Source organism: Microbacterium sp. NPDC019599 (assembly GCF_040632175.1).
Lineage (GTDB): Bacteria > Actinomycetota > Actinomycetes > Actinomycetales > Microbacteriaceae > Microbacterium.
This window is the reverse complement of record NZ_JBEYBL010000014.1, coordinates 47,112-74,011: the sequence shown is the minus strand read 5'-3', so window position 1 is coordinate 74,011 and position 26,900 is coordinate 47,112. Positions and strand designations below refer to the sequence as shown.

26 protein-coding genes are annotated in these 26,900 nt (G+C 67.4%); 6 read left to right on the top strand and 20 right to left on the bottom strand.

What is annotated here, in order from left to right; all coding sequences use genetic code 11:
- Window positions 1-218: 218 nt before the first annotated feature.
- From ABZ477_RS18705 to ABZ477_RS18650, 12 genes are all read right to left on the bottom strand, one after another.
- Window positions 219-1,457 (bottom strand): type II secretion system F family protein, encoded by a 1,239-nt coding sequence (locus ABZ477_RS18705; protein WP_360136271.1) that lies wholly within the window; start codon window positions 1,455-1,457, stop codon window positions 219-221.
- Window position 1,458: 1 nt separating this feature from the next.
- Window positions 1,459-2,592 carry a type IV pilus twitching motility protein PilT gene (locus tag ABZ477_RS18700; protein ID WP_360136269.1) on the bottom strand — a complete coding sequence of 378 codons (1,134 nt, stop codon included), beginning with the start codon at window positions 2,590-2,592 and terminating at the stop codon, window positions 1,459-1,461.
- 3 nt (window positions 2,593-2,595) lie between these two features.
- A complete protein-coding gene (locus tag ABZ477_RS18695) occupies window positions 2,596-3,273 on the bottom strand; it encodes a hypothetical protein (protein ID WP_360136267.1) in 678 nt (225 codons plus the stop codon).
- Window positions 3,273-3,926, bottom strand: coding sequence for a hypothetical protein (locus tag ABZ477_RS18690; RefSeq protein ID WP_360136265.1), 654 nt, complete (start codon window positions 3,924-3,926; stop codon window positions 3,273-3,275). Before ABZ477_RS18690 ends, ABZ477_RS18695 begins: the two co-directional genes overlap by 1 nt.
- Window positions 3,926-4,966 carry a pilus assembly protein PilM gene (gene pilM, locus ABZ477_RS18685; protein ID WP_360136263.1) on the bottom strand — a complete coding sequence of 347 codons (1,041 nt, stop codon included), beginning with the start codon at window positions 4,964-4,966 and terminating at the stop codon, window positions 3,926-3,928. The genes ABZ477_RS18690 and pilM overlap by 1 nt, the downstream gene beginning before the upstream one ends.
- A 22-nt stretch (window positions 4,967-4,988) precedes the next feature.
- A complete protein-coding gene (locus tag ABZ477_RS18680; RefSeq protein WP_360136261.1) occupies window positions 4,989-5,801 on the bottom strand; it encodes a prepilin peptidase in 813 nt (270 codons plus the stop codon).
- Entirely contained in the window at window positions 5,801-7,300 is a 1,500-nt protein-coding gene (locus ABZ477_RS18675; protein ID WP_360136260.1) for a hypothetical protein, read from the bottom strand. The genes ABZ477_RS18680 and ABZ477_RS18675 overlap by 1 nt, the downstream gene beginning before the upstream one ends.
- Before the next feature lie 47 nt (window positions 7,301-7,347).
- On the bottom strand, window positions 7,348-7,872 hold the full coding sequence (locus ABZ477_RS18670) for a prepilin-type N-terminal cleavage/methylation domain-containing protein (protein ID WP_360136258.1): 525 nt from the start codon (window positions 7,870-7,872) through the stop codon (window positions 7,348-7,350).
- Window positions 7,869-8,264, bottom strand: a complete 396-nt coding sequence (locus tag ABZ477_RS18665) for a prepilin-type N-terminal cleavage/methylation domain-containing protein (RefSeq protein WP_360136256.1) — start codon at window positions 8,262-8,264, stop codon at window positions 7,869-7,871. The genes ABZ477_RS18670 and ABZ477_RS18665 overlap by 4 nt, the downstream gene beginning before the upstream one ends.
- 77 nt (window positions 8,265-8,341) lie before the next feature.
- Entirely contained in the window at window positions 8,342-8,701 is a 360-nt protein-coding gene (locus tag ABZ477_RS18660) for a prepilin-type N-terminal cleavage/methylation domain-containing protein (protein ID WP_360136254.1), read from the bottom strand.
- Window positions 8,702-9,001: 300 nt separating this feature from the next.
- A complete protein-coding gene (locus tag ABZ477_RS18655; protein WP_360136252.1) occupies window positions 9,002-9,301 on the bottom strand; it encodes a DUF1905 domain-containing protein in 300 nt (99 codons plus the stop codon).
- 106 nt (window positions 9,302-9,407) lie between these two features.
- Window positions 9,408-9,737: a hypothetical protein gene (locus ABZ477_RS18650; protein ID WP_360136251.1), complete on the bottom strand. Its 330-nt coding sequence runs from the start codon at window positions 9,735-9,737 to the stop codon at window positions 9,408-9,410.
- A 198-nt stretch (window positions 9,738-9,935) separates the two neighbouring features.
- Here ABZ477_RS18650 and ABZ477_RS18645 point away from each other — a divergent pair, with 198 nt between their 5' ends.
- Window positions 9,936-10,868 carry an NADP-dependent oxidoreductase gene (locus ABZ477_RS18645; RefSeq protein WP_360136249.1) on the top strand — a complete coding sequence of 311 codons (933 nt, stop codon included), beginning with the start codon at window positions 9,936-9,938 and terminating at the stop codon, window positions 10,866-10,868.
- A gap of 166 nt (window positions 10,869-11,034) precedes the next feature.
- Here ABZ477_RS18645 and ABZ477_RS18640 read toward each other — a convergent pair whose 3' ends face one another.
- Window positions 11,035-11,829: a glycosyltransferase family 2 protein gene (locus ABZ477_RS18640; RefSeq protein ID WP_360136247.1), complete on the bottom strand. Its 795-nt coding sequence runs from the start codon at window positions 11,827-11,829 to the stop codon at window positions 11,035-11,037.
- 9 nt (window positions 11,830-11,838) lie between these two features.
- Window positions 11,839-13,092, bottom strand: coding sequence for an MFS transporter (locus ABZ477_RS18635; protein ID WP_360136245.1), 1,254 nt, complete (start codon window positions 13,090-13,092; stop codon window positions 11,839-11,841).
- A gap of 202 nt (window positions 13,093-13,294) precedes the next feature.
- Between ABZ477_RS18635 and ABZ477_RS18630 the strand changes: the two genes are divergently transcribed.
- Both ABZ477_RS18630 and ABZ477_RS18625 read left to right on the top strand, forming a co-directional pair.
- Window positions 13,295-13,702, top strand: a complete 408-nt coding sequence (locus tag ABZ477_RS18630; RefSeq protein ID WP_360136243.1) for a hypothetical protein — start codon at window positions 13,295-13,297, stop codon at window positions 13,700-13,702.
- A 216-nt stretch (window positions 13,703-13,918) separates the two neighbouring features.
- Window positions 13,919-15,814, top strand: coding sequence for a glycosyl hydrolase family 28-related protein (locus ABZ477_RS18625; protein WP_360136241.1), 1,896 nt, complete (start codon window positions 13,919-13,921; stop codon window positions 15,812-15,814).
- Between the two features lie 58 nt (window positions 15,815-15,872).
- Here ABZ477_RS18625 and ABZ477_RS18620 read toward each other — a convergent pair whose 3' ends face one another.
- The 4 genes from ABZ477_RS18620 to ABZ477_RS18605 all read right to left on the bottom strand — a co-directional run bounded on the left by ABZ477_RS18620 (window position 15,873) and on the right by ABZ477_RS18605 (window position 18,840).
- Entirely contained in the window at window positions 15,873-16,859 is a 987-nt protein-coding gene (locus ABZ477_RS18620) for an aldo/keto reductase (RefSeq protein WP_360136239.1), read from the bottom strand.
- Window positions 16,860-16,925: 66 nt separating this feature from the next.
- A complete protein-coding gene (locus ABZ477_RS18615) occupies window positions 16,926-17,246 on the bottom strand; it encodes a hypothetical protein (RefSeq protein ID WP_360136237.1) in 321 nt (106 codons plus the stop codon).
- Window positions 17,247-17,356: 110 nt separating this feature from the next.
- A complete protein-coding gene (locus ABZ477_RS18610) occupies window positions 17,357-17,932 on the bottom strand; it encodes a mismatch-specific DNA-glycosylase (protein WP_360136235.1) in 576 nt (191 codons plus the stop codon).
- 5 nt (window positions 17,933-17,937) lie between these two features.
- The gene (locus ABZ477_RS18605) at window positions 17,938-18,840 is read right to left on the bottom strand and encodes a L,D-transpeptidase (protein WP_360136233.1); all 903 of its coding nucleotides are present in this window, start codon (window positions 18,838-18,840) and stop codon (window positions 17,938-17,940) included.
- Window positions 18,841-18,996: 156 nt separating this feature from the next.
- Here ABZ477_RS18605 and ABZ477_RS18600 point away from each other — a divergent pair, with 156 nt between their 5' ends.
- Entirely contained in the window at window positions 18,997-19,167 is a 171-nt protein-coding gene (locus ABZ477_RS18600; RefSeq protein WP_360136289.1) for a DUF4287 domain-containing protein, read from the top strand.
- Between the two features lie 52 nt (window positions 19,168-19,219).
- On the opposite strand, the gene ABZ477_RS18595 is transcribed toward ABZ477_RS18600, so the two are convergent.
- Window positions 19,220-20,440 carry a globin domain-containing protein gene (locus ABZ477_RS18595; protein ID WP_360136231.1) on the bottom strand — a complete coding sequence of 407 codons (1,221 nt, stop codon included), beginning with the start codon at window positions 20,438-20,440 and terminating at the stop codon, window positions 19,220-19,222.
- A gap of 169 nt (window positions 20,441-20,609) precedes the next feature.
- Window positions 20,610-23,384: a bifunctional acetaldehyde-CoA/alcohol dehydrogenase gene (gene adhE / locus ABZ477_RS18590; RefSeq protein WP_360136229.1), complete on the bottom strand. Its 2,775-nt coding sequence runs from the start codon at window positions 23,382-23,384 to the stop codon at window positions 20,610-20,612.
- Window positions 23,385-23,569: 185 nt separating this feature from the next.
- On the opposite strand from adhE, the gene ABZ477_RS18585 reads away from it, so the two are divergent.
- On the top strand, window positions 23,570-24,445 hold the full coding sequence (locus ABZ477_RS18585; RefSeq protein WP_360136227.1) for an LLM class flavin-dependent oxidoreductase: 876 nt from the start codon (window positions 23,570-23,572) through the stop codon (window positions 24,443-24,445).
- Between the two features lie 124 nt (window positions 24,446-24,569).
- Window positions 24,570-26,891, top strand: a complete 2,322-nt coding sequence (locus ABZ477_RS18580; protein WP_360136225.1) for a hypothetical protein — start codon at window positions 24,570-24,572, stop codon at window positions 26,889-26,891.
- Window positions 26,892-26,900 lie beyond the last annotated feature (9 nt).

Sequence of the window (26,900 nt, the reverse complement as noted above, 5' to 3'; positions counted from 1 at the left end):
CCGCGCTCTCGAAGCGGATCGCGGGAAGGTACTACCCCCGCCGCGGCACGGGTGCGAAGGCCGAGTCATCTCGACCACGGGCCGCGACCGAGCGGCGATACCCGCGCTGCCCTCTACGCCATCCGATTGCGGATCGTGCGGACAAGAGGAAGCGGCGGCATCCCCTCCCCGGATGCCGCCGCTCCTTCCGCCTCCCCACAGGCGGCCCCAAGCAGTCGCTAACCCGCCTGGCTGATCTCTCCATACAGGGTGAAGATCGGCAGGTATAGAGAGATCACAATGCCGCCGATCATCACGCCGAGGCCGACGATCAGGATCGGCTCGATGATCGACGAGAGCTGCGAAGTCGCCGTCTCGACCTCGTCCTCGTAGAAGTCCGCGATGCTCGCGAGCATGTCCGAAAGCGTTCCCGACTCCTCGCCGACCGCGACCATCTGCGACACCATCGTTGGAAAGACGTTCGCCTTGGCGAGCGGAGCTGAGAACGATCGCCCCTGGCGCACCGACTCTTGGATGTCATGCACAGCCTGCTCGACTGCCCAGTTGTTGGAGGCCTGGGCAACGATTGCAAGAGCCTGAATGATCGGCACACCCGCGTCGAGCATCATCGAAAGGTTGCGGCTGAATCGAGCAACGGCCATCTTCGTGGTCAACTTGCCGAAGATCGGCATCTTGAGCTTGAACGGGTCGACCACTCTCCTGTAGCCATCTTTGTTCTTGTTGCGCAACCAGATGATCCACGCGGTCACGGCGGTTACAACGAGGAGCGGAAGAATCCACCACATATTCCGCGAGAGGTTCACGAGAATTTGGGTCGGCAAGGGAAGCGCCGATCCGAGTCCCGCGAACATCCGCTCGAACACCGGTACCACGAACGTCACCATCGCCAGGACGCCGAGAATGGCGATGACGAGCACGATGATCGGATATGTGACCGCTGCACGAATCTTGTTGTGGAGCTCGTACTCCTTCTTGTAGTTCTCCGCGAGCGAGTCCAACGCGCGCGCCAGGAACCCGCCGGTCTCGCCGACCCGCACGATGCTGATCATGAGTGGCGGGAACACATCTGGGTGACGCGCAAGGGCGCTCGAGAAGGACTGGCCATTCTCTACGTCGGCCTGCACAGAGACGAGTGCCGGCTGCAGCTTGCGGTCCTCAGTCTGCTCGATGAGGATCGCCAGAGTTCGCATCAGTGGCAGTCCCGCATGAAGCAGACCTGCCATCTGGCGCGTGAACAGCGCGAGTGACCGTGCCTTGACGGTGCCGCCGAGGCCGGGAAGCTTGATCTCGCGGTTGAGGCCCGTCTTCGAAAGGGCCTTGATCTCGAGGGGGGTCAATCCCTGGGCGCGGAGCTTGCCGGTCACAGCAGACTCGCTTGCAGCCTCCATGGACCCCTTGATCACAGCGCCGCCGCGCGGATCAATCGCACGATAGTTGTATTCCTGCAGGATCGTCATGTCAGATCCCCTGAATCATGTGCTCAGGTGCGTGGATCGACCATGCCTCGGCATCGAGATCGCGAGGACGAACGTGCACGCCATCGAGGTACTTCGGGTCGACCGCGAACTGTCGCGCAACCTGCTGCGCGATCACGCCTTCCTCGACCATGCGACGGAGATCCTGATCGAGCGTGTGCATGCCGACCTGGGCGCCGGCCTGCATCGCCGTGTAGAGCTGGGCAACCTGCCCTTCACGGATCAGGTTCGCGACGGCGGGCGTGTTGATGAGGACCTCAGTCGCGATCGTACGGCCGCCTGCCTGGGCAAGCGGCAGAAGCGTCTGGCTGATGATGCCCTGCAGTGTGTCGCCGAGCTGCGTCCGGATCTGATGTTGCTGATCCGAAGGGAAGACATCGACGATGCGGTTGACGCTCTTGGCGGCGCCCTGCGTGTGCAGGGTCGAGAGAACGAGGTGCCCCGTCTCGGCGGCCGAGAGAGCAGTCCGGATCGACTCGGGGTCGCGAAGCTCACCGATGAGGATGACATCGGGGTCCTGGCGGAGCACTCGCCGAAGTGCTTCCGCGAACGACGCCGTGTCAGCACCGACCTCGCGCTGGTGGACGAGCGAGCGCTTGCTCTCGTGATGGAACTCGATCGGGTCTTCGATCGTGATGACATGCGCCGGCAGCGTTTCGTTGATGATGTCGACCATCGCTGTGAGAGTCGTCGACTTGCCGGACCCTGTCGGACCCGTCAGCAGCACAAGGCCTCGCGGCTTGAGGGCGAGGTCGCGGGCGATCGCCGGTGCGCCGAGCTCTTCGAGCGAGAAGACCCGCTCAGGGATGAATCGGAGGGCAACCGCGATCGAACCGAGCTGTCGGAAGACATTGACCCGGAAGCGCCCGAGGCCTTCGGATGCGTGTGCGAGGTCGACTTCGTGTCGCTGCTCGAACTCGTCCCGTTGACCAGGCTCCATGAGGGCGAACGCGGCCGACTCGACCCAAAGTGCGGACAGCGGATCCGTGAAGCCTGGGATCGTCACGAGGTCGCCATCGACACGCATCAGCGGCACGGCGTCGGCGGTCAGATGGACGTCGGATGCCTCGTAGCGGGCGGCCGCGCGGAGCAGACCGTCAAGTGCAGTTGGGCTCATGCGTCACCCCTCCTGAGGAAGCACGAAGGTGAGGGCGGAGACGGTTACATCGAACGCCCCGTTGGCGGGCACCACCGTCGACTGCACTTGGCCGAGTAGACGCGGACCGGCGCGGAGTGCGTCCAGGAATCCGATCACCTGACCCATGTCACCGCCCGTGACGCTGATCGTGAAGTCGGCCTGCGTCCGCCCGGAAACGGCCGGTTCACTGACCTGAGTCGTTGACGTCGCAGCGCCCGGAACTGTGGTCGAGTCCGACGAGCCGTCCGAGGTCGCGTCGGGTGCCGTAGCAACAGCGGGCGCTGCAGCCGCGTCGATTGCGACCGGCGACGTCCGCTCCACAAACGCAGCTGTCTCACCCACCGAGACCGACGTGATCGTGACACCGCTCGCATCTGCGGCCTTTGCCACAAGCTCGAACACGTCATCGAACTCATTCGCCGTGGTGATTTGAGTCTGGAGGTCAGCGACGGATGCCTGAGTGTCAACGAGATGCTGCTCCTGCTCATGCAGCGCATCGATCTGAGTCTGGTATAGCGCGTTCGTGCTGGTCACGGTGACGGTCTGACCCACGACACCGAGGGCCTGCAATCCGATCGGCATCGCGATGAGAAGGATTCCGAGGGCGAGCACCGCGATCGTGATCACGACGCCCAGGACATTGATGAGGGAACGAGGCATCACTCGGCTCCTTCGGTTGCGGCGTACTTGCCGGAATAGACCGACTGGTCGAAGGTGACGTCGAGCTGGTACGTGTATGCCCCGGAGACCTGTTCAGCGGTCGTGACCGCACGTCCATCAACATCGGCGACCATCTCGAGCGAGCGAAGCTCGCGGATAGTTGCGGCAATGTCGATCGGGTTCGGGCTCTCAAGCGTCATCGTCCCCACGAGTCCCACCTCGGTGGTCGCGTCATCCGTCTGCGGGACACCACCGCTCAGGAGATCGAATCCGGTGAGTCGCACATCGGCGGGCAGCGCTCCCGTGACGGATGCGACGAGAGGCGCCCACGCGAAGTCTGAGCCCATAGCATCGGCACGGAAGGCGGTCAACTCGCCCTCCGCGGCAATGGCGTCACTCACCTCAGAAAGGCTCGATAGCTCGGCCAGAAGCATGTTCGTGTTCGCCTGCTCAAGAGCGAGCGCCTGATCGGCCGCCAACCTCAGGGCGAACGCGCCGGCGATGATCACGCCTACCACGAGCATCGCGGCAACGACAACCCATGCCCAGCCGCGAACGAGCGACGCTCGCTTGCGTCGCTCGATCTCGAGCGGCGGCATGAGGTTAACGCGCGGGACACCGGCGAAGGCGAATGCGGGAGCGGTGCGGGCCATCAGTGTCCCTCTCCGAGGAGAATGCCGAGCGTGCTCACGGCGTTGAAGGCGACATCGTCGGACAGTGTGAGTCCGCTCTTGACCTTGACGATGTCGGCGGCGTGCAGCGGACGCAGCGGGATGTCGAAGGAGCGGGCGAGCGAATCTGCGACACCCGGTGCAAGATAGCCCGCGCCGCTGACGCACGCCGCCGCGACGCGAGGGGCACCCTCGCGGTTGGAGAAGAACGAGATCGTGCTGCGGATACGCGTCACGAGGTCGCCGATGGCTGGATCAGCGGCGCCCCCCGTCCTCAGATTCGCGCGCGTGCGAGTGACACTCGCAGGCATGGGCGGCACGGTCTCGAAGGCAAGCTCTTCGGCGACTGCATCCGAGAACGCGACAAGCTCGTCGTCGTGGCGACGCGCGGCGGCCGTGGGAACGTCGACCGGAATCATCCGCACGAAGTTCGGGATGCCGTCTGTCGCGATCACAACGTGCGTCGTGTGGTCACCGATGTGGATCATCGCGACCGTGTCCCCGGGGACGGCGACCCGCTTCGCGATCCGCGCCAGCCCGAACGGGACGAGATCGACGGCCTGCGTCGTGAGCTTCGCACGGTTGGTCGTCGCGACGAGCTGTTCGATCGTCTCAGCGACGGCGGCCACAAGCAGACCTGAGATCTGGTCGCCGTTCTGGCCGAGCGGATAGAAGTCGAGCACGGCTTGGTTCGCCGGAACAGGCAGGAGATCCTGCACCTGGTACGGCAACGACTGCTTGAGCAGCTCAGGCGCCATCGCCTGCGTCGTGTACTCGCGCACCAAAATGCGGCGACTTCCGACCCCGAGCGTCACGTCGCGCCCCTTGAGCCCGAACGTCGACCAGAGCTGGCGCAGCGCCATTGCGACAACGTCGCGATCGACGACTTCGGAGTCACGCGCGGCATCCTTCGGAAGCGCCACCTCTCCCGCGGCGAGCAGCATGGGCGTTCGGCCCTTGCGCACTTCGACGGCGCGCACACTCTCTTCCGTTATCTCGAGACCGACCAACGTCGATGCCATTTCTTACCCCTCCCCAGCCTGCTCAAACCGCGAGCAGACTCATATACCAGGCGCCGAGCGCCTGCCCAAGAACAATGCCGACCCAGGCGCCCGCGATCATCCACGGGCCGAACGGGATCGCTGTGCGCCGGCCGGCCTTCTTCGCGCCGATGAGCACAAGACCGAAGATGCCGCCCAGCAGGAATGCCGCGAATGCGCCGACGGCGAGCGCGCCCCAGCCGAGCCAACCAAGATAGAGGCCGATGACGCCGGCGAGCTTCACATCGCCACCGCCCATGCCGTCCGGGCGAACGAGACGGATGACGAAGTAGAACGCGTACAGAACGGCCATGCCGATCGCGGCGCCGAGCAGACTGCTCCATTCGGCACCCATGACGCACGCGGTTGTGAACAGCACAATCACCACGACGTAGCTCGGAAGCACGATCGAGTTCGGCAGGCGGTGCGTATCGAGGTCGATGAGCGTCAGGACGACGCTGATCGCCGCGAAGTAGAGGAACGCGACCAGCACCGCGAAAGTCGCCGGGAGGGGCGCAGTGCTGGTCGCGAGTGTGAGCCAGGCGACGAGCGCGAAGAGTGCGCCCGTGACCGCCTCGACGATTGGATAGCGGGCAGAGATGGGTTCTCCGCATGATGCGCAGCGCCCGCGAAGCATGAGCCATCCGAGCACGGGAACGTTGTGCCAGGGTTTGATCGTGGTGTCGCACGACGGGCAGCGACTCTCGCGGGCAAGCGAGGTGCCAGCCGGCACGCGCACTGCAACGACGTTGAGGAATGACCCGATCAGCAGGCCGAGCACCCCGGCGACGACGACGACAAAAGGTGTGAGGACCATTACGGTTTGACCTCTACCTGAGTGACGCGTACCGGCTTCTGGATGGTCGTGACGGTCGGACCCGTTCCGCTGCCCGCCGATTCACCAAGCTTGCAACCGAGGTCGATGACGGGCGCCCACTTCATCGACTTGCAGGTGAAGGACGGCTGGACCCAGTGCGAGTTTCCGTCGTTCGCGGCGTAGTACTGGCCAGTGAACGCATTCGGTTCCTTGCTGATCCCGCAGGCCGTATAGAACATGACGAAGGCATCCAGCGTCGCCGGAAGAACGATGTCGTCGCCCGCGCTGCCGCCCGTCCGGCAGTTCGGTGCCGGGTTCGTCGTGTTCGCGTCACCGTGGATGAAGAAGAGCTGGCTCTTGGCTGCCAGAAGCGACGTCACCGGGCCGTTGATCTTCACGTTCATCGCGACGCCGGAAGGAATGAGGAACAGTACGTCTCGGTTCAGGGACGCATTGCCGATCGTGACGGTCACATCGGTCGTGCAGGCCGAGTAATCGATCCCGACCCGTTTCATTCCGGTCGCCAGCGACTTCGTCATGCTCGATGCGACATCAAGAAGGCAGGACTTGTTGCCCTTCTTGTCCGTCTCGGGGGTGTAGGTCACCCAGTCCACATCCGTGCCCCAAACCGCCTTCGCTGCTGGAAGGTCGACCCACGCCGTCATGGCGAAGACGTCGTTGAGAGTCGGCGAGAAGACCGCCGGCGCCGGCGAGATGTTCTGCTCCACCGCACCGACGACAAGGACTTGCGGATTCGACTTGACGTCGACGACGCCGGCGGCCCGCACCTTTCCGTTGACCTGCCCCGCGTCAACCGTGATTGTGCCGTTCGACACGAGGTCGCCCCCGACGATCATGCCGCCGGCGCTCATCGTGATGGAGCCGCCTGCCACCACCGACTTGCCAACGGTTGAATTCGAGGACTTCAGGTTGACGCCGTCGCGGACGTAGATGTTGCCCGTGATGACGCATTTCGCGCTGATCTCGAGCGCTCCCTTCGGCACCCACAGGTCGCCGTCGATCGTCGAGTCGGAGTTGCAGTTGTAGTCGCCGTCACGGATGACGACATCGCCCGTGTAGGTGGACTTCGTGAGCTTGAAGGTGCCGCTGAAGTACGCGAGCGATCCTCCTGGCTGGTTCTCGTAAGTAACCAGCCGGCTGTAGGTGGACACGATCTTGCTCATTGCGCCGGAGGCGTCGTAGCCCGTCGAGGTGATCGTGAAGGTGCTGGATGCCGTCGCGCTCGGACACACATCGGCGCTCGCCACGTAGAAGGGCGCGACTCCCCCGCCGCCGAGTGGGTTCGATGCGGTCAGCGAGCAGGTCGCCGAAAGGACATTGGCCAGCACGGCGTCACGACCAGATTCGGCTGCGATGAAGGACTGAGTTGTGTGCTTGTTCGACGCGTTAGCACCGATCGCGAAGAAGACGGAGCCTGCGATGACCGCCACCGCCGCGACACCGACGAACATCAGCAGCAGAACGGCGACCAGCGCCATACCGTTCTCATCCCGCTGAAGTGTGGAAAGTCTGTACTTGATCATTTTCAACAGCCGCCCATCGCTCCGGACTTGTCGTTCCGCATATATGCATTGCCCGCAAACCGCACGGGACCTGAGTCATTGGTCGCGTTGAACGCGTATGAGACGCCGTCCGCACCGAGCGGAGTGAAGGCGGGGGTGGTGGCATTCACGAGCGCGACACGCTCCTGCCACACGGGCCAAGTGGCCTCCGCCGGCGCAGGACTTGCGCTCAGCGACATCTTCAGTCCGTCGCTCGTGAGGGCGAACACCTGGCACTGCTTCGATCCGCTGAAAGATGTGTTGACGTGAAGCGTCGATCCGTCTGCGGAGACCGTGAAGGCGATCGCGTTCCGCATCGCCCTCTCAATCTCGGAGGCAACGAGCTGTCCACGTGATGTCGCCTGCGTCTGCGACGTCACGCTCGCCTGCGCCTTGTACGTGTTCACGAACATCGTGGTGAGCGCGATCATCACGATCCCGAGGATGACGATATAGACGATCAGCTCAACGAGGGAAAGCCCCTCGTCGTCTTGAAGTCGCTCGCTCATTGCACGTACACCAGCGCGTCCACTTGGGCGAGCTTCTTTCCTGCTTGCCGGGCGACCAGCGTGAAAGTGACCACGGATTTGGCGCTGCACGCGGGAACTACGATGTTGCCGCTCAAGTTCTCAGCGGCCGTACTGAAACCTTCGCCGAGTCCGTCCACGAAGGAACGTGAGGCTGTCGCGGCAGCGATGCTGGCACAGCTCTCACCATCGCGCGCTTGGTCGACAAGGCTATTAAGTTGACGCGTCGCGGTGGCAACGGTCGCCTGTTCGGAGGAGTAGCGGAGACCTTGCCAGAGAGCCGGCACAAGCGCGACCGCCAGTACGGCAAGGAGGAAAATCGCCACGATTACCTCGACGAGGCCGAAGGCGGCGTCATCGGGATCTTTCCGCATGTGCACCCCCGACAATCGATGTTTCGTGAGTGGTTGAGGAGCGGGCGAGTTGCCCGCTCCTCAACCTCTTCAGCTGATTAGCAGCCGGGGCCGGCCTGGGCCGAGGTCAGCGTGCCGTCGGTGACCGTCACGCACAGGGTGTCGATGCTCGCGACATCGCCAGCAGGCGTGTAGCCCTGGTACGTGAGAGGAAGCGTCGCGGTGCCGCCGCCAGTCATGTCTGCGGCCATCGTCATCGCGAGGTTCGAGGCAGCCGCGTCGAGCGCGCTCTGCGTCGCCTGCTGCTGGATGCCGTTGAAGATCGGGATCGCCACGGCGACGAGGATGCCGAGGATGACCACGACGACGATGAGCTCGATGAGCGAGAAGCCCTTCTCACCGTTCTCCTCGCGGCGCGCCTTTGCGGCCTCGATGTAGTTCTGCATGGTTGCACGCATGTGCGTATCTCCTTGTTTGAGGACAGCGGACAGCACTGAATCGACCGGCGTCACACACCAGTCCTCGAACAACCCCAGTTACGTAATGCATCCGGCACACAGAGGTGCCGGCCCCAAGAACATTCCCCAGTTACGTGTCCCAGTCTTTTCAGAGCTGGGTTTTGAGATACACGCAACTGCGTGGATCCCCTCCCGCCGACCATCATGAGAGATCTCTCATGATTCGTCAAGCAGGAATCTATAACGCTCCTATAACGTCCCTAAGTGGAACGCAGTCGCCATCCTGCCGAGACCCGGTTCTCAGCCGTCGAGGACCTCGAGGTGGACGGAGACGGGGCCTCCGTCGACGAGGTGCTCGGCATCCCGGACCGCCTTCTTGAGTGGCAGAACGTAGGCGCCGGCGGACGAGTCGGGGAAGATCGACGTGCGCCACTGCGAGCCTCCGATGCGGGCGAGGACGCGCACCGAGCCGAAGCCGCGATAGGGGCGAGGGATCTCGCGGATCTGGTCGCTCAGGTCGACTGGGAGAGACGTGAAGTACCACGTGTCGGTGCGGCGGGCATCCCACGTGAAGACCTCGCCGGTGAACTCGACCTTCATGGAGTGAAGGGTAGTGCGGGGGCGGGACGCGGCGTGGCGTCGGATTGGGTTTGACCCCTTGACAAGCTCGGGAACCGTTTGGGGTTTTCGGGACGCTGGTGCGGGGTCAGCGACTGGTGAAGATCGCGTGGTTCACGGCCCGGTCATAGCTCGACCGAGAGAAGTCGGACCACGACTGCCTCCACTCGTCCTCCACTCTCCGGAGGGCCGCGAGCCCCTCGTCATCGCTCGCTCGCATCGAGTCGATGAGGGTGTCACCCCAGCCGTAAGCCCACGAGATGAAGGCGGCAACTCTCTCGGCGACCACAGCGAGCTCGGTGGCAGACGACTCGGGGAACAGCTGTTGAAGGCTCGGCTGTTCTGATCTGAAGCGGGACGCGCGAAGCTCCACGGCGGCATCCAGCGGGCTCATCGCGCGGAGGCTCTCGGGATCCATACGTGGAATGTACCGGGGCGGACGCAGGCAGGCTGGGTTCGACCCCTCGACAAGGTCGGGGACCGTTTCTGCGGACGCGCCGGGCTGGTGACGAACGGGCTATTGCGAAGCGGGGGTGGGCGGGAATAGAACATGCGTAGGCGCACCCCTCGCCCCGCGGACCCGCCGCGGACGGGCGCGCAGAGAGCCAGGACGCCAATGAAGGCATTCGCTGTCGGCGCGCAGGGCGAACAGCCCGCGCATCTCGAGATCGACACTCCCGAGCCCGACCCGGGTGAGGTGCGCGTCCGCGTGACGGCCGCCTCGGTGAACGGATTCGACCTCGCCGTCGCGGCGGGATGGATGGCGGGGTTCTTCGAGCACCGGTATCCGGTCGTGCTCGGGCGCGAGTTCGCGGGAGTCGTGGATGCCGTCGGCGAAGGCGTGTCGGGGATCGATGTGGGCGATCGCGTCCTGGGCGTCGTGTCGAAGCCGTTCCTGCGCGAAGGCGCCTTCGCCGAATACACGACCGCGTACGCCGACGGAGGACTCATCGGAGCCCCCGAGATCCTCACCGACTCCGAGGCCGCCTCGCTCGCCCACACGGGGTCGACGGCGCTCGCGATCCTGGCCTCGATTCCGGAGCCCGAGGGCAAGAAGGTCCTCGTCGTCGGCGCGACGGGCGGAGTCGGGACGCTCTTCGTACAGCTCGCCTCCGCGGCCGGCGCCGAGGTCATCGCGACGGGCCGGACGGTCGACGGGCGGGAGCTGCTCAGCGAGCTGGGTGCCGCGCACTCGGTCGACTACGCCACGCTCGAGGCATCCGTTCGCGAAATCGCGCCCGACGGCGTCGACGTCGCCGTGCACCTCAAGGGCGACCCCGGCGAGTTCGCGTCACTCGTCAAGGACGGCGGCCTGCTGATCTCGTCCGTGCTGTACTCCCCCGACATGTTCCCCGACGCCGACCGCCTCACGCCCGTGCCGATCGCGGGATACCCGAGCGCCGAAGCCCTCGAACGGCTCACGGGGCTCGCGGGATCGGGCGAGCTGCGGGTCATCGTGGACAGGGAGCACTCGTTCGACGAGATCGGTCAGGCGTTCGGCGAGTACGGCCACGAGACGATCGGGAACATCGTCATCAGGATCGGGTAGTGATCTAGGACGCACCACCTCGGGCCAGATGGGGAGACCCGAGGTGGTGCTCCATTTGGACGGGCCCTCTGGTCCCAGGTGACGTTTCGTCTCGCTTCGCTCGCTCAACGACCGGGGGTTTGAAGGTGGCGTTTCGTCTCGCTTCGCTCGCTCAACGACCGGGGGGTCAGCGGCCGAACTCGGGGGTCCAGTCCTCGTCGGGGGACCAGAGGTCGGCGGCGGGGGCGGGAGCAGCATCCGTCGTCCTTCGCCAGGGGGCGCCCTCGGGCCAGCTGACGGCGAAAGTCGGGACGACGCGCCACACGCGACGCCACAGCCCGCGCTGCGTCGTGAGAGGACGTGCCGAAACCGGCATACGAAGGTCGGGGTCGTAGCGCACGCCGTCGGACGGGCGCAGCCGGATCGTCAGATCGAGGTCGTCGTGGATGTGCGCGTTGGTGCGCTCGACGCGGTCGCGCACTCGCTCCCAGACCGACGCGCGCATCGCGAAGTTGGAGCCGAAGACGAGCGGGATGCCGACGAAGGCGCGGATCCAGAAGTGCCCGCCGCCCACGTACCAGTGCTCGCCGAGGTAGTTGACGAGGGGGCTCGCGCCGTAGAACTCCGCTCCCCCGGTCAGCACGCCGAGGCTCGAGTCCGAGGAGAAGGCATCGTGAAGGTGCTCGATCCAATCCGGGTGCGGGCGCGAGTCGGCGTCCAGGCGCGCGATGACATCGGCGGAGCCCATCGCCTCGTCGTAGCCGCGCGCGGCGGCCGGCCAGATGCCGACGAGCGGCTCCTCGACGACGTCGGCGCCGTAGCGGCGGGCGACGGCGGCCGAGGCATCCGTCGATCCGTTGTCGATGACGACGACGCGGTCGGCGGAGCGCGTCTGGGCGGCGAGGGCGGCGAGGCAGGCGTCGAGGAACTCCGCATCATCGCGGCACGGAATGACGACCGTGATGCGCGGCGAGGGTGGCACGCGGTGAGCCTACTCCGCGATGCGCGCGGAACGGCGACGACGCAGCACGATCGCGAGAACCACGATCGCGGCGACCTGGAGGGCGGCCACGAGGCCCATCAGCAACGGCACATTCGCGTACAGCGCACCCGCGACGACGGCGCCGAGGAGCGCTCCGACGCCCTGGAAGACCGCGAACCAGCCGTAAGCCGAGCCCCTGCGCCGGCCCGGGACGAGGTCGGCGACGAGCGCCTTGACGGTGGAGTCCTGCACACCGGTCGCGGCGCCCCACACGACGACACCGACGATGACGAAGGCGAGCGTCGGTCCGAGCACGAGACCGGGCACGAACACGGTCATAACCGGAACGGCATACAGCGTGCGCGGACCCCAGCGGTCGTACGCCCAGCCCGTCACGAAGGCAGCGACCGCGGCCGCTGCCATGCCGACGGCGTAGATCACCGGCACGATGCCGACGGGCACGAGCTCGGCCGCCGCGAGGTGGAACGAGATGATGCCGTAGCTCAGCAGCCCGAACGTCGTGAGGCCCGCGAAGAGCGAGAAGAGCAGGAAGGTCCGGAACCTCTCGCGCGTCTCGGCTTCGGACGGGATGACGGATGCTGTCGCCTTCGACTGCGGCTTCGGCTCGTCGTCGACGGGCCGGTACAGGCTCGGGTCGGGAACCTTCGCGCGCAGCCAGAAGAGCAGCACCATCGCGATCGCGGCCGGGATGATCAGCACGAGGAAGGCGGGGGCGAGCGACCCCGTGAGAGCAGCCACGCCCGCCACGATGAGCGGCCCCGCGAACGCGCCGATCTGGTCGAGCGTCTTGTGGACGCCGAAGCCCTTTCCGAGGCCCACGGCGTGCGCGGCATCCGCGAGCAGGACGGTCTTGGCGGGCGAGCGCACGGCCTTGCCCGTGCGCTCCACGAGGATGAGGGCGCTCGCGACGGCGAGGCCCGCGGCGCCGAGCATCGGCGTGATCGCGAGGAGCGGCACGCACACGGCCGTCAGCGCGTAGCCGACGATCGTGAAGGCCCAGTACGCGCCCGTGCGATCGGCCCACGGCCCGGTCACGAGCCGGAGGACGAGCGCGAGCGCCTGCGCTCCACCGGACACGAGGCCCACGAGCAGCGCCGTCGCTCCCAGCTGCTCGAGCAGCGCTCCGCTCACGGACGCGGCGCCGTCGGCGACCATGTCGATGAACAGACTCACGAAGCCCAGGCCGACGACCATCCGCCATGGGGTGAGACCTGGTCGACGGGGCGGGGGCGGGAGCGGCATCCCATTCAGGCTATCGGCGCCTGTGTGACGCGAGGTGACGCGTGACGCCCCGCGCGCGTCACCCGACTCGGGTGAGCAGCGGCGCGCCTCCACCGCGGGGGTGCAGGGATGGCGGGAACATCGTGTCGATGGGCACGGTCACTCGCCTGCTCGTGGTTCCCGCGATTGCGCGGGCTTTATGACCCTAGAAAGGGGTTCGATCATGTCCGACGTTCAGAAGCAGTCCGGCTGGGTCGGCTGGGCCGTGTTCGGCGGCATCCTCCTGATCATCGTGGGCGTCTTCAACGCGCTGTACGGCCTGGCCGCCGTCATCGGTCCCTCCGAGGGGGCCTTCTTCGTGCCGGTGACGGGCACGCTGTGGCTCGTCGACGTGGGTCCGTGGGGCTGGTGGCACCTGATCGTGGGTCTGGCCATCGTCCTGGTCGGTGTCTTCGTGCTGCGCGGCGCGACCTGGGCACGCATCACGGGCGTCGTGCTCGTCGGCCTCAACGCCGTGAGCCAGTTCGCGACGCTGCCGTACGCGCCGTGGTGGGCGATCACCGTCATCGTGCTCGACCTGCTCGTCATCTACGCGCTCATCGCGCGCGGCAAGGAGCTCGCCGACCGCTGAGTCGCTCAGCTCGAGGGCGCCGCATCCGGGAGGGTGCGGCGCCCTTTCGTTGTCTCTCGCAGGAACGCTGTCGCGTTTCGTCTCGCTTCGCTCGCTCAACGACCGGGGTGGGGGGCGGGGAAGACCCTCTTGTCGACGAACTGCGGATTTGGTTACAGTCTGGTAAGTAACCGCGGCAGCCGCCGCGGGGACCTCAACGGAGAGGAACTCCCCCGCATGATCCCCCGTCCCCAACCCCGAAGCCGCGACCGACGGCGAGCGCGAGCGATCGCCTCGATCTCGGTTGGCGCGGCGCTCGTCGCAGGAGCCCTCGTGGCCGGCCCTGCCAGCGCTGCGCCTCCGCAGCAGATCGACCCGACGAACCCCGACTTCGGGCCGAACGTCACGGTGTTCAGCCCCGACACGCCGCTGGACAGCATCCAGTCGACGCTCGACGACCTCGCCGACCAGCAGCGCGACGCGGAGATGTCGTCGGCGCGGCACGCCGTGTACTTCCTGCCCGGCGAGTACGGCGCGGCCGGCTCGCCGCTGCAGTTCGAGGTCGGCTACTACACCGAGGTCGCCGGCCTCGGGGCGTCGCCGACGGACGTCGTCATCCGCGGCGCCGCCGAGGTCTACAACCGCTGCCTCGAGAACGGCGGCACCTCGAACTGCCTCGCGCTCGTGAACTTCTGGCGGACGCTCGCGAACCTCAGCATCGACGTCGACAAGTCCGGACAGGACGGCTGCCGCTCGAGCGCGAACTTCTGGGCGGTGTCGCAGGCGGTGTCGCTGCGCCGCGTGCAGTTCTCGGGCGCGAACGTGTCGCTCATGGACTACTGCACGGCCGGTCCGCAGTACGCCAGCGGCGGGTTCATCGCGGACTCGAAGCTGTCGTTCACGATCAACGGCTCGCAGCAGCAGTGGCTCACGCGCAACAGCGAGGTCGCCGGCTGGAGCAACGGCGTCTGGAACCAGGTCTTCTCGGGCGTCGTGGGCGCTCCGGACGACTCGACGTTCCCGGCCAACACCTACACGACGATCGACGAGACCCCCGTCTCGCGCGAGAAGCCGTACCTCTACGTCGACGACAGCGGCGCGTACAACGTGCGCGTGCCCGCTGCGCGGACGAACACGAGCGGCACGTCCTGGGCCGACGACGAGACGGCGGGTCGCAGCATCCCGATCACGGACTTCTACATCGCCAAGCCCGGCGACTCCGTGCAGGTCATCAACAACAACCTCGCGCGCGGCAAGAACCTGCTGCTCACGCCCGGCGTCTACGACATCGCCAAGACGATCGAGGTCAAGCGTCCCGACACCGTCGTGCTCGGCATGGGGCACGCGACGCTCACGGCGGTGGGCGGCGCGGTGCCGATCGAGGTGGCGGATGCCGCGGGCATCGTGATCGCGGGCGTCACGGTCGACGCGGGCACGACTCTCTCGCCCGCGCTCATGCGCGTCGGCAAGGCGAACGGCAGCGGCCAGGGCAACAAGGCCGTCGCGTCGAACCCGATCACGCTCAACGACGTGTACTTCCGCGTCGGCGGGCCGCACATCGGCAAGACGACCACGGCGCTCGAGGTCAACGCCGACGGCGTGCTCATCGACCACATCTGGGTGTGGCGCGCCGACCACGGCATCGAGGGCTTCTCGGGCGACACGGAGCGGTGGAACACGAACACCGGCACGAACGGCGTCATCGTGAACGGCGACGACGTGACGGCGACGGGCCTGTTCGTCGAGCACTTCCAGAAGTACAACACCCTCTGGAAGGGCGAGAACGGGCACGTCATCCTGTACCAGAACGAGCTGCCGTACGACCCGCCGACGCAGGCGGACTGGACGCAGCCCGACGGCACCCTCGGGTACCCCGGCTACGTCGTGGCCGCGGACGTGGAGAACCACGTGCTCGAGGGCGCGGGCGTGTACGTGTTCAACCAGAACAACCCGCAGATCGTCACCGAGAACGGCTTCTCGGTGCCTGAGACGCCCGGCGTGAAGCTGCACCACATCATGACGGTGAACCTCAGCGCGGGCACGATCAACCACGTCGTCAACGGCGTGGGCGGCGCGGCCGACATGGCGCACGTGGGCGCGCCGGTCTTCATCGTCGACTACCCCACTCCGTAGTCGATTCCGGGATGCCTCGGCCCGGCGGGCGCGCCGGGCCGAGGCATCCGTCTTCACCTCACCAGTGGGGGTGGATGGCCTCGCGGAGGCGGCGGTCGTAGACGTCGCGGACGACGGCGTCGAAGGCGGCGATGTCGAAGCCGTCGTCGAGGAGGGCGCCGGCGGCGGCGTTCGAGCGGGCCTGGGCGACGTTGCGGGCGCCCGGGATGACCGAGGTCACGCCGGGGAGCGACGCGATCCAGGCGAGCGTCGCGGCCGGGAGCGAGACACCCTCGGGGAGCGCGGCGGCGAGCTCGCCGGCCGCCTCGAGGCCGACGGAGTAGTCGACGCCGGAGAAGGTCTCGCCGCGGTCGAACGCCTCGCCGTGCCGGTTGTACGCGCGGTGGTCGTCGGCGGCGAACGTCGTGGCGGCCGTGTACCTCCCGGACAGCAGGCCGGACGCGAGCGGCACGCGCGCGAAGATCGCGACGCCGGCGGCCTCGGCGGCGGGCAGCACCTCGTCGAGGGGCTTCAGCCGGAACGGGTTGAGGATGATCTGCACGTTCGTCACGTTCGGCCGCGCGATGGCGGCGAGCGCCTGCGCCGTCGTCTCGACCGAGACGCCGTAGGCCGCGATCGTGCCGTCGGCGACCAGCGCGTCGAGGGCCTCGTACGTCGCGTCGGACTCGATGACGGCCGTCGGCGGGCAGTGCAGCTGCACGAGGTCGAGCGTGTCGAGCCCGAGGTTGGCGCGCGAGCGGTCGGTCCACGCCCGGAAGTTCTCGGGCGTGTAGTTCTCGGGCTCCTGCGCGACGCGCCGGCCCATCTTCGTCGCGACGACGACGTCGTGGCCCTCCGCGAGGAAGCGGCCGATGATCGACTCGCTTCGGCCGTCGCCGTAGACGTCCGCCGTGTCGAAGAGGGTCACGCCGGCGTCGGCGGACGCATCGAGCACCGCCCGCGCGTCGGCTTCGCTCACGTCTCCCCAGTCGGCGCCGAGCTGCCAGGTGCCGAGGCCGATCGGAGAGACGTGCTGGTCGGTGCGGCCCAGCGGACGCTCGTGCATGAAGGGCTCCTTATGGTTCGAGGGGATGCTTCCATCCTGCCCGTTCAGGAGCCCGGTGGCACCGGGTCACATGCCGGGGATGCTCAGCAGCTCCAGGATCTCGATCGAGCCGCCCCATGCCTTGTGCGGATGGTCGGCGAGGAGCCGCTCGAGGTCTTCGAGCGAGTCCGCTCGCATGAGCGAGTAGCCGCCGATCGAGGTCGTCGAGCCCTCGTCGGCGCCCGCGACGGGCTGGGTCGGCGAGCCGAAGTCGACGACGGCGTCGCCCGCCTTCTCCTGCCAGTCGGTCCACGCTTTCATGCTGGCCGCGGCCGCCTCGGGGTCCTGTCCGCCCATCTGCTCGGCGGCGGTCTCCTGCGCGCGATAGAGGACCAGATAATCGGTCATGATCGACCTCCCAAGGGTCGTTCCGCGGGGCCGATCCCCACGGCCACCCGCAATCTACGCCCGGCTTTCGCGACCCGCCAGAGCCCGGCAGTCACACAGGCGGGATGCTGTCAGCCGAGCGCCGGAAGCACGCCCGCGGCGCGCGCCGGCCCCGCGTAGGCCTCGGCGAGCGTCGCGATCGTGTCGTGTGCGTTGAGGCCGCTCGGATTCGGCACGACCCAGAGTTCGGCATCCGCGATCCGCTCGTCCTGGCGGCCCTGCACGGCCCTGGGCCGCCCGAACCCCAGGCGGTATGCCGTGAGCCCGACGACCGCGACGACGCGCGGGCGCCAGCGCACAGCATCCGCCTCCAGCCGCTCGGCACCGGCTCGCAGCTCGGCGCGGGTGAGCTCGTCGGCGCGGACGGTCGCGCGGCGCACGAGGTTCGAGATCCCGATGCCGCGGTCGAGGAACAGCCGCCGGTCGTCGTCGGTGAAGCCCTCGGCGAAGGCGGGGACGCGCGGGATGACGCCGGCCGCCGCGAGCGCGGGATAGAAGCGGTTGCCGGGGTGGGCGAACGGCGTGTTGGTCGCCGCCGTCCACAGGCCGGGGTTGATCCCGACGAAGACGAGCAGCGGATGCTCGGGCATGAGGTCGTCGATGACGGCATCGCGGAAGGACTCCAGCTCGGCGCGCGTGAACCCCATGCGCGTCAGGCCCGGATGTAGACGGGCGTGCCGGCGGGGAGCTGGGCGAGTCGCTCGATGCCGGCGGCGTCCATGCGGAGGCATCCGTTGGAGATCTGCCCCGAGTGGTCGTCGTGGTAGTGGAAGGCCGTCACGGCGACGTTCGCGCCCCCGAAGCCGTCGAGGGTCGGCGACTGCACCGAGAGGTAGACGATCGGGTGCCCACGCGTGTACCAGAGCGACGGATCGGCGCGCACCATCATCACGAACGTGCGGCCGATCGGCGTCGGCGTCTCGCCGCGGCCCCACGCGAAGTCCGTCGCGATGCGCTCCGAGGTTCCGCCGTGCCAGATGTCGACCGTCCGCGCCGAGATGCTGACCGTCACGACCCGGTCCAGCGGCATGAGCTCGACATCCTGGACGCGCAGCCAGCCCGTCACCTGCGCCGGATTGCCCTGCGACGGCACGGCCTGACGCCCCGTGAGGAGCACCTTGACCCAGTGGTCCTGGCGCTCGACGACCGGCACGATCGTCCCGCCGTAGGGGAACTCGCGCTGCAGGCGCGCGACGGGCTGGCCCAGCGGATCCGCGAAGACGGGCGCGGCCCAGTCGCGCGCCTGGGCCGCCGCACCCGTGAACTCGGCGTCCGGGGCGTCGTCGACGGGGATCGCGGCGTTGACCGCGAAGACATCGGTCGACGGCAGCGCCTGGAGGTCGTACCCGGCCGTGTTCGCGGGGAACCCGGTGGGCGTGGGAGTCGGCGTCGGTGTGGGGGTCGGCGTCGGGGTCTGCGTCAGCGTGGGCGTCGGCGAGGGGGCGGATGCCGTCGGCTCCGCGGGACGCACGGACCACGCGATGCCGAGCCCGACGACGAGCGCGGCGGCGGCTGCGGATGCGATCCACACTGTCCGCCGGCGACGCGTCTGCATCGTTCCATCGTCGGTCGCGGCATCCCGATGCCGCAACCCGGAGGGTGCTGTGTCGTGCCGCGCCGCTAGCATCGCGAGCATGCCGGAACATCGCGTGACGCCCCCGCCGCCGTCGGACGAGAGAAGCCCAAGGGTCCCGCCTCGTACTTCCCGAGCATCGAGAAGAACTACGGCAGGCCCATCCAGGACTGGCTCGACATCGCCGCCGAGCAGCTCGACACCAAGAAGCACATGGAGGTGGTCGAGTACCTCAAGTCGGAGTACGGCATGGGGCACGGCCACGCCCAGGCGATCGTGGGCTACACGAAGGCGAAGCTCGCGGGCTGAAGCGCGTCCCCAACACGCGCCCCAGCCCGCGATGCCCAGGCGGCCGAGATGCTCAGGCGGCCTCGCTCTCGGGGTTCTGCGCCCACAGGTCGGGGCCGAACACCTCGTAGTGGATCCGCTCGCTCGGGATGCCGCGCGCCATGAGCGTCGCGCGGCTCGCGCGCATGAACGGCAGCGGGCCGCACATGAAGACCGTCGCGTCGTCGGGCAGGTCGACATCGGTCAGATCCATGAGCCCGGCACGCGCCGGGTGGAGGGTCGGAGCCTGCTCGGCGTCCTCCTCGTACCAGTTCTGCGCCTTCGCGTCCTCCATCGCGAGCACCTGACGCCGCAGCGACGAGTACAGAGCGTGCGTGTCGTGCGCGCGGTCGGCGTGGAAGAGGCGCACGGTGCGGGCCGGCTGGCGCCGCGACAAGTCCTCGAGGATCGCCGCGATCGGCGTGATGCCGATACCTGCCGAGACGAGCACGAGCGGTCGCTCGGACTCGTCGAGGACGACGTCGCCCGCGGGCTGCGATACATCGAGCAGCGTTCCCGGCTGCGCGTTCTCGTGCAGCCACGTCGAGACCTGACCGTCGGGGGTGCCGTCGACGCCGCGCACGCGCTTGACTGTCACGCGGATCGAATCGCCGCGCGGCCCTGACGAGATCGTGTACTGCCGCGGCTGGCGCGAGCCGTCGGGCAGGTCGACCCCGATCGCGATGTACTGCCCCGTGTGGTGCGAGGGCACGAGGCCCGAAACCGGCGCGAGCAGCAGCGAGAAGACGTCGTCGGACTCCTCGAACCGCTCCACGACGCGGTACTGCCGCCACGGGTTCTCGGGGTCCGTGCCGCCCAGCGCGTACAGCTTCGCCTCCTCCGCGATGAGGGAGCAGCCGAACAGCCAGTAGACCTCGTCCCAGGCGGCGCGCACCTCGGGCGTGACAGCATCCCCGAGCACTGTGCCGACGGCGTCGAGCAGGTGGTGGCCGACGACCGTGTACTGGCGGGCCTGGATTCCGAGCGAGACGTGCTTGTGGGCGATCCGACGCATGACGGGCGTGAAGTCGGGCGCCTCCGGGTCGATGAGCTGGACCGCGAAGGCGACGACGGAGGCGGCCAGCGCCTTGGGCTGCTCGCCGATCGCCTGGTTGGCGCGGTTGAACACGCGCAGCAGCTCGGGGTGGGCGGCGAACATCGCCGGGTAGAAGACCTTCGTGATCTCCTCGGCGTGGGCGGCGACGACTCCCGCCGTGGCTCGGACGATGGCTTCGGACTCCGGTGTGAGCTTCATGTCGTTCCCTCTCTCGTGCCGGTCGCGGCCTTTCGAGCCTGTCGGGCGGAGGGGATCGGATGCCCCGGATCTCACCGTGTTTATTCACGGCCGGCATGGGTGCCGGGCGTCCGCGAACGCGACGACGCCCCGTCCCCAGCGAGGTGGGACGGGGCGTCGGCGGGCTGTGTTACGCGGCCTTGGTGGCGCGCTTGGCGGCCGGCTTCGCGGCGACCTTGGCAGCGGCCCTGACGGCCGGCTTGACGGCCGGCTTGACGGCCGGCTTCGCGGCCTGCTTCGGCGCGACCTTGGCGTCGGCGGCCTTGGCGGCCTCACCGCGGTGGGCGCGGACCTCGTCGAACGACGTGCCGTAGTACGCCGCCTCCATGAGCGTCTTCATGTCGGCGATCATCGGCATCCGCGGGTTGGCCGGCGCGCACTGGTCGCCGTAGGCGGCCATCGCGAGCTCGTGAAGGCTCGAGATGAACTCGGCCTCATCGACACCCTGCTCCTGGAACGACCGCTCGATGCCGACCTTGGCGCGCAGCTCCTCGACGGCGCGGGCGTAGCTCTCCACGCCCTCCTCCGGGGTCGAAGCCGGGAGCCCCAGGTGCTGGGCGATCTCCTGGAAGCGCTCCGGCGCGACGTACCGCTCGTACTTCGGCCAGCTCGTGAGCTTCGTCGGAACCTTGCCGTTGTAGCGGATCACGTGCGGAAGGTAGACGGCGTTCGTGCGGCCGTGGACCAGGTGGTAGGTCGCACCCGTCACGTGCGCCATCGCGTGCACGATTCCGAGGAACGCGTTTCCGAACGCCATGCCCGAGATGGACGCCGCGTTGTGCATCTTCTCGCGGGCCTGGATGTCTGCGGCGTCCGTCGAGTTCGGCTGCGCCTTGGCGCTGCGCTCGATGTTCTCGAAGATGAGCTTGATGGCGTGCAGGCACAGGCCGTCGGTGTAGTCGTTCGCGTAGACCGACACGTACGCCTCCGTCGCGTGGGTCAGCGCGTCGAACCCGGCGTCGGCGACGAGGAAGCCCGGGAGGACTCGCGTCAGGACGGGGTCGATGATCGCGACCGACGGGGTCAGCGCGTAGTCGGCGAGCGGGTACTTCATGCCCGTCTCGTCGTCCGTGATGACCGCGAACGGCGTCATCTCCGAGCCCGTGCCGGACGTCGTCGGGACGCACACGAGCTTGGCGAGCTTGCCGAGCTCCGGGAAGGTGAACGCGCGCTTGCGCACGTCGAAGAACTTCTCGCGCATGTCCGAGAACTCGATCTCGGGGTTCTCGTAGAGCAACCACATGACCTTCGAGGCGTCCATCGGCGAGCCGCCGCCGAGCGCGATGATCGTGTCCGGCTTGAACTGGCGCATGAGCTCTGCACCGGCCTTGACCTCAGAGACCTTCGGCTCGGGGCGCACGGTGTTGATGAGCTGCACCTGGACGCGGTCCTCGCGACGGTTCAGCACGTCCACGATCTTGTCGACGTAGCCGAGCTTGGTCATGGTCTCGTCGGTGACGATCGTGACGCGCTCCACGCCGCGCATGTCGGCGAGGTAGCGGACGGCGTTCGGCTCGAAGTACGTCTTCGCCGGGATCTTGAACCACTGCATGTTGTTGTTGCGGCGTCCGACGCGCTTGACGTTGAGGAGGTTCACCGCCGAGACGTTGTTGGAGACCGAGTTGTGGCCATAGGAGCCGCAGCCGAGGGTCAGCGACGGAAGGAAGGCGTTGTAGATGTCGCCGATGCCGCCGAGAGCCGACGGCGAGTTCTCGATGATGCGGACCGCGCGGACGACCTCCGCGAACTTCGCGATGACCTCCTGGTCGTTCGAGTGGATCGCACCCGAGTGTCCGAGACCGTCGAACTCGACCATCTGACGCGAGAGCTCGATGCCCTCGGCAGGTGTCGCGGCCCGCAGCACGGCGAGCACGGGGGCGAGCTTCTCACGCGTGAGCGGCTCCTGCGGGCCGACGCTGTCGACGTCGGCGAGGAGGATCGAGGTGTCCTCGGGAACGGTGAACCCTGCCTGCTCCGCGATCCACACCGGTGATTGGCCGACGACCTTCGCGTTCAGCTTGGCGAGGGCGCAGTTGGTGCCGTCAGCGGTGACGCCGAAGATGAACTCCTCCAGCATCCGCTTCTCCGCCGGAGTCACGCGGTACGCGTGCAGCCGCTCGAACTCGGCGAGCGCCTCCTCCGCGATCGGCTCGTCGAGGATGACGGCCTGCTCGCTCGCGCACACCATGCCCATGTCGAAGGACTTCGACAGGACGATGTCGTTGACGGCGCGACCGACCTTCGCGGTGCGCTCGATGAAGGCGGGGACGTTGCCGGCGCCGACTCCGAGGGCGGGCTTGCCGCACGAGTACGCGGCACGCACCATGGCGTTGCCGCCCGTGGCGAGGATGAGCGCGACACCCGGGTGGTTCATGAGGGCGCCGGATGCCTCCATCGACGGCTCTTCGATCCATTGGATGCAGTTCTCGGGGGCGCCGGCGGCCACGGCTGCGTCACGGACGATGCGGGCGGCCTCGGCCGAGGACTTCTGCGCCGACGGGTGGAAGCCGAAGACGATCGGGTTGCGCGTCTTCAGCGCGAGGAGCGACTTGAAGATCGCCGTCGAGGTCGGGTTGGTGACCGGGGTCAGCGCGCAGATCACGCCGACGGGGTCGGCGATCTCGGTGATCCCGGTGATCTCGTCGTAGGAGATGACACCGACGGTCTTCTGATTGATGATCGAGTGCGTCACGTGCTCGCACGCGAACATGTTCTTGACGGCCTTGTCTTCGAAGAGGCCGCGGCCCGTTTCCTCGACGGCCATGACGGCGAGATCGCCGTGCTTGCTCAGGGCGGCGACCGATGCCTTGCGCACGATGTGGTCGACCTGCTCCTGGTTGAACGAGCTGTACTCGGCGAGCGCGCCCTGCGCTCTGGCGACGAGTTCATCGACGGACGTGGACATCTGGTATCTCCTACCCAGGGCCGGATGCGACATCCGCACCCTTGCTCGCTGGGCCCGGATCTGGTTTCCGCACCCCGTATGGAAACCAGTATCCCGCATGTGGTCTGACCACACAAGATCCGTTCCGCGAACTGTTTCGAGGGCGAAGGATGCTGTGTGTCCGAGGTGCGTGCCAGGCTGGGCCAATGCGACGCAACGGTGCGATCTTCACTCCCGCCTCCCCGCCTGAGGCACTGCGCGACGCGGCGCAGGCCGCCGAGGACTCGGGAGTCCCCGAGCTGTGGCTGTGGGAGGACTGCTTCCGCGAATCGGCGTTCGCGACAGCATCCGCCGTCCTCGCCTGGACGACGCGGCTCAAGGTCGGGATCGGGGTCGCCCCCATGCCGCTGCGCAACGTCGCGCTGACGGCCATGGAGATCGCGACGATCGAGCGGATGTTCCCGGGGAGGCTCATCCCCGGTGTCGGCCACGGCGTGCTGCCGTGGATGGCGCAGGTGGGCGCCCGGGCGGCCTCGCCCCTCACGCTCATGCGCGAGTACGTGCCGGCGCTGAAGTCGCTGCTCGCCGGCGACGAGGTCAGCACGTCAGGTCGATACGTCTCGCTCGATCGCGTTCGACTGGACTGGCCGCCCGCACAGGCGCCCGCGATCCTCGTCGCGGGCGAGGGACCCAAGACCGTGCACCTCACGGGCGAGGTCGGCGACGGGACGATCCTGCCTGGCGGGAGCAACCCCGACCGCGTCGCCCGCACCCTGGCGATGGCGCTCGAGGGACGCGCCGCGGCCGGCCGCGACGACGCGCACGAGCTCGTCGTGTTCGTCCCGAGCGCTTTCGGCGGGGACGAGGCGAGGTCCGCGCTCGCGGAGGAGCTCGCGAGCGAGAGCGGATCGGTCGATCCCGCGCTGCTCGTCGCCGGCGACGCCGCGGCCGTCGCGGAGGCGATCGAGCCGTTCTTCGCGGCCGGGGCGACTTCTGTCATCCTGCAGCCGCGCTTCGGCGAGGACGACCTCACGGACTTCATGGCGGGCGTCGGCGAGGTCGCGCGGCTCGTCACCTCCTGACCCGGAGGTAATTTCGCACGGCGTGTATCAGGCACGCCGCAACCTGCTCTTCCTGTCCGACACACCTTGACGCGCGCGGGTCCTTCGGGCCTGCGCGGCCAACCCTCGGACGAAGGAGCCCGTCGTGCTCAATTTCCTGAACCACTTCACGGTCCCGGGCGTGGAGCACGTCACGATCTTCAATGACGACCAGGATCCCAAGCTCTTCTACATGGTCCCGGAGCTGCCGTCGCTCCTGAAACGCGAGGACGGCACGCCGTCGTTCGCGCTCATCTCGTTCGCCCGCGACTTCACGCTGCTGGCCGACAAGGCCACCGCGCTGCCGACGGGCGAGACGGAGGGCGGCCTGCTCCAGCTCACGACGAGCCTCGAGGTGAGCCAGGAGGATCAGAAGAAGATCCGCGCCTACATCGCCGGCGGCATGGGGCAGTTCGCGTTCCCGCGTCTCAACGGCAAGCGGATCCTGCTCATGCGGGCGGGGGCGCTCGCCGGCGGCGACATCAAGCTCACCTATCCGACGTGGGTCGACGGCACTGTCGCGTTCCACCTCTTCCCGAGCGGCGGCGACACCTTCGTCAAGGCGCTCGAGGGCTCCTCGAAGCCGTCGCTCGTCAACAGCAACCTCGCGTCCTACACGGCGCTGCTCGGCCAGGAGGGCGTCCGACTCATCCGCAACGCGATCGAGGACGGCTGGAGCCCCGGCACCATCAACTACTCGGTCTCGTTCGTGGCCCGCATCCCGAACCTCAAGGTGCACGTCTGGGGCGAGTCGCACGACGTCTACAACGAGATCAAAGAGCACTGCACCGTCACCGAGACCTATCGCAACGGCAACAGCACGCGCACCTACCGGTACCCGCAGGTGTCGAGCCTGTCGGAGCTGCGCGACATCTCGACGAACCTGCACATCGAGTACAACCAAGAGGACTTCCGCGCGGCGCCCGAGGGCGGCGAGAGTCCGACGAAGGCGGTCGAGGACCTCGTGTTCCAGATCGTGAACCAAATGGTCATGCAGAAGTTCCTGAGCCCCGGGTTCGAGCCGGGCCTCAAGGCCGAGAAGCTCGGCACGGACCCCCTCGCGCACGGCGACGGCGCCAAGATGCCCGGGGGCAACCAGCTGTGGCTCAAGGACTTCGAGCAGCGCATGGACGTCTCCATCGACTTCACCTTCGAGGGCTCGACGAACTTCGTGGTCGAGAAGCACCCGAACTCGGAGCTGTTCGCCGTCATCGACAAGGAGCAGGTCAAGAAGTCGATCATCGAGGCCGACCTCAGCAAGCCGTACTTCACGCTCCTGGACGTTCCTGTGCAGGTCACGGCCGACTTCGATCGCGATCCCATCGCCGCGATCAAGGTGTTCCTCGAGTACGACCAGATGGACGAGCAGGGCGGCGGGCGCAAGCGCCAGGTCGAGGAGTTCCTCTTCGACTCCAACGAGGACCGCTACTTCTTCCGCGTCGTGATGGCACGACACCCCGACGGCACCCCGAAGGACGAGTACACCTACCGCAGCCAGATCATCTACAAAGCCAGTGCCAAGTCCGAGGACCTCGCTCCCGTCACGACGAACGACCGCAACCTCATCATCGGCTACGACCAGCTCAACTGCGTCAACGTCGCCGTCTACTGGGGCGCCATTCCGACGGATGCCGTCCAGCAGGTGCAGGTGTCGTTCCGCTATCCGGGGGTCGACCTTCCGTCGGCGACGGCCGAAGCAGTGCTGCGGCTCGACGCGCCGCAGGCCAGCTGGTTCACCTACACGGGCGACCAGCGCTCGACGGAGTACGAGTACGACGTCACATTCTTCATGACCGACGGGCAGCGCGTCACGCTGCCGACGCAGCGGTCGTCGACGCAGCGGCTCATCATCAACGCGCCGTTCGAGGACAAGCTCCGCGCGACCTTCGTGCCGCAGGGCAGCTTCCCGCCCGTCGCGTCGATCGTGGTCACCGCGAAGTACAAGGACGGCGACTACGAGAAGAGCGACGTGCACTCCTTCACGAACTCCGCCGAGACATGGGAGTGGAGCATCGACCTGCGCGACCGCCAGAAGCGCGACTTCACGTACAAGGTCGACGTCACCTACGCCGACGGCTCGTCGGACTCGGGTGAGGAGCAGCCCGGCACGGAGGGGACGATCCTCGTCGGGGACGTCGCCCGCGACATGCTCAACGTCGAGGTCGTGCCGGCGCTGCTGGACATGACGAAGTGGAAGCTCGTGATCGTCCGCCTCACGTACGACGACGGCGACGGCACGCGCGGCGAGCACATCGTGCAGCTCACGGCGGCGCCGCCCGACCCGGCGACGTTGAAGTGGACGCTGCCGATCACGGACGCGAGCAAGCGCTCGTACTCGTATCAGATCCAGGCCTACGGCAACGCGGGCGAGAAGCACCTGGTCGATCCCACGTCGACGACCGATCCCCTGCTCGTCCTCGAGTTCTGAGGAGCCGAT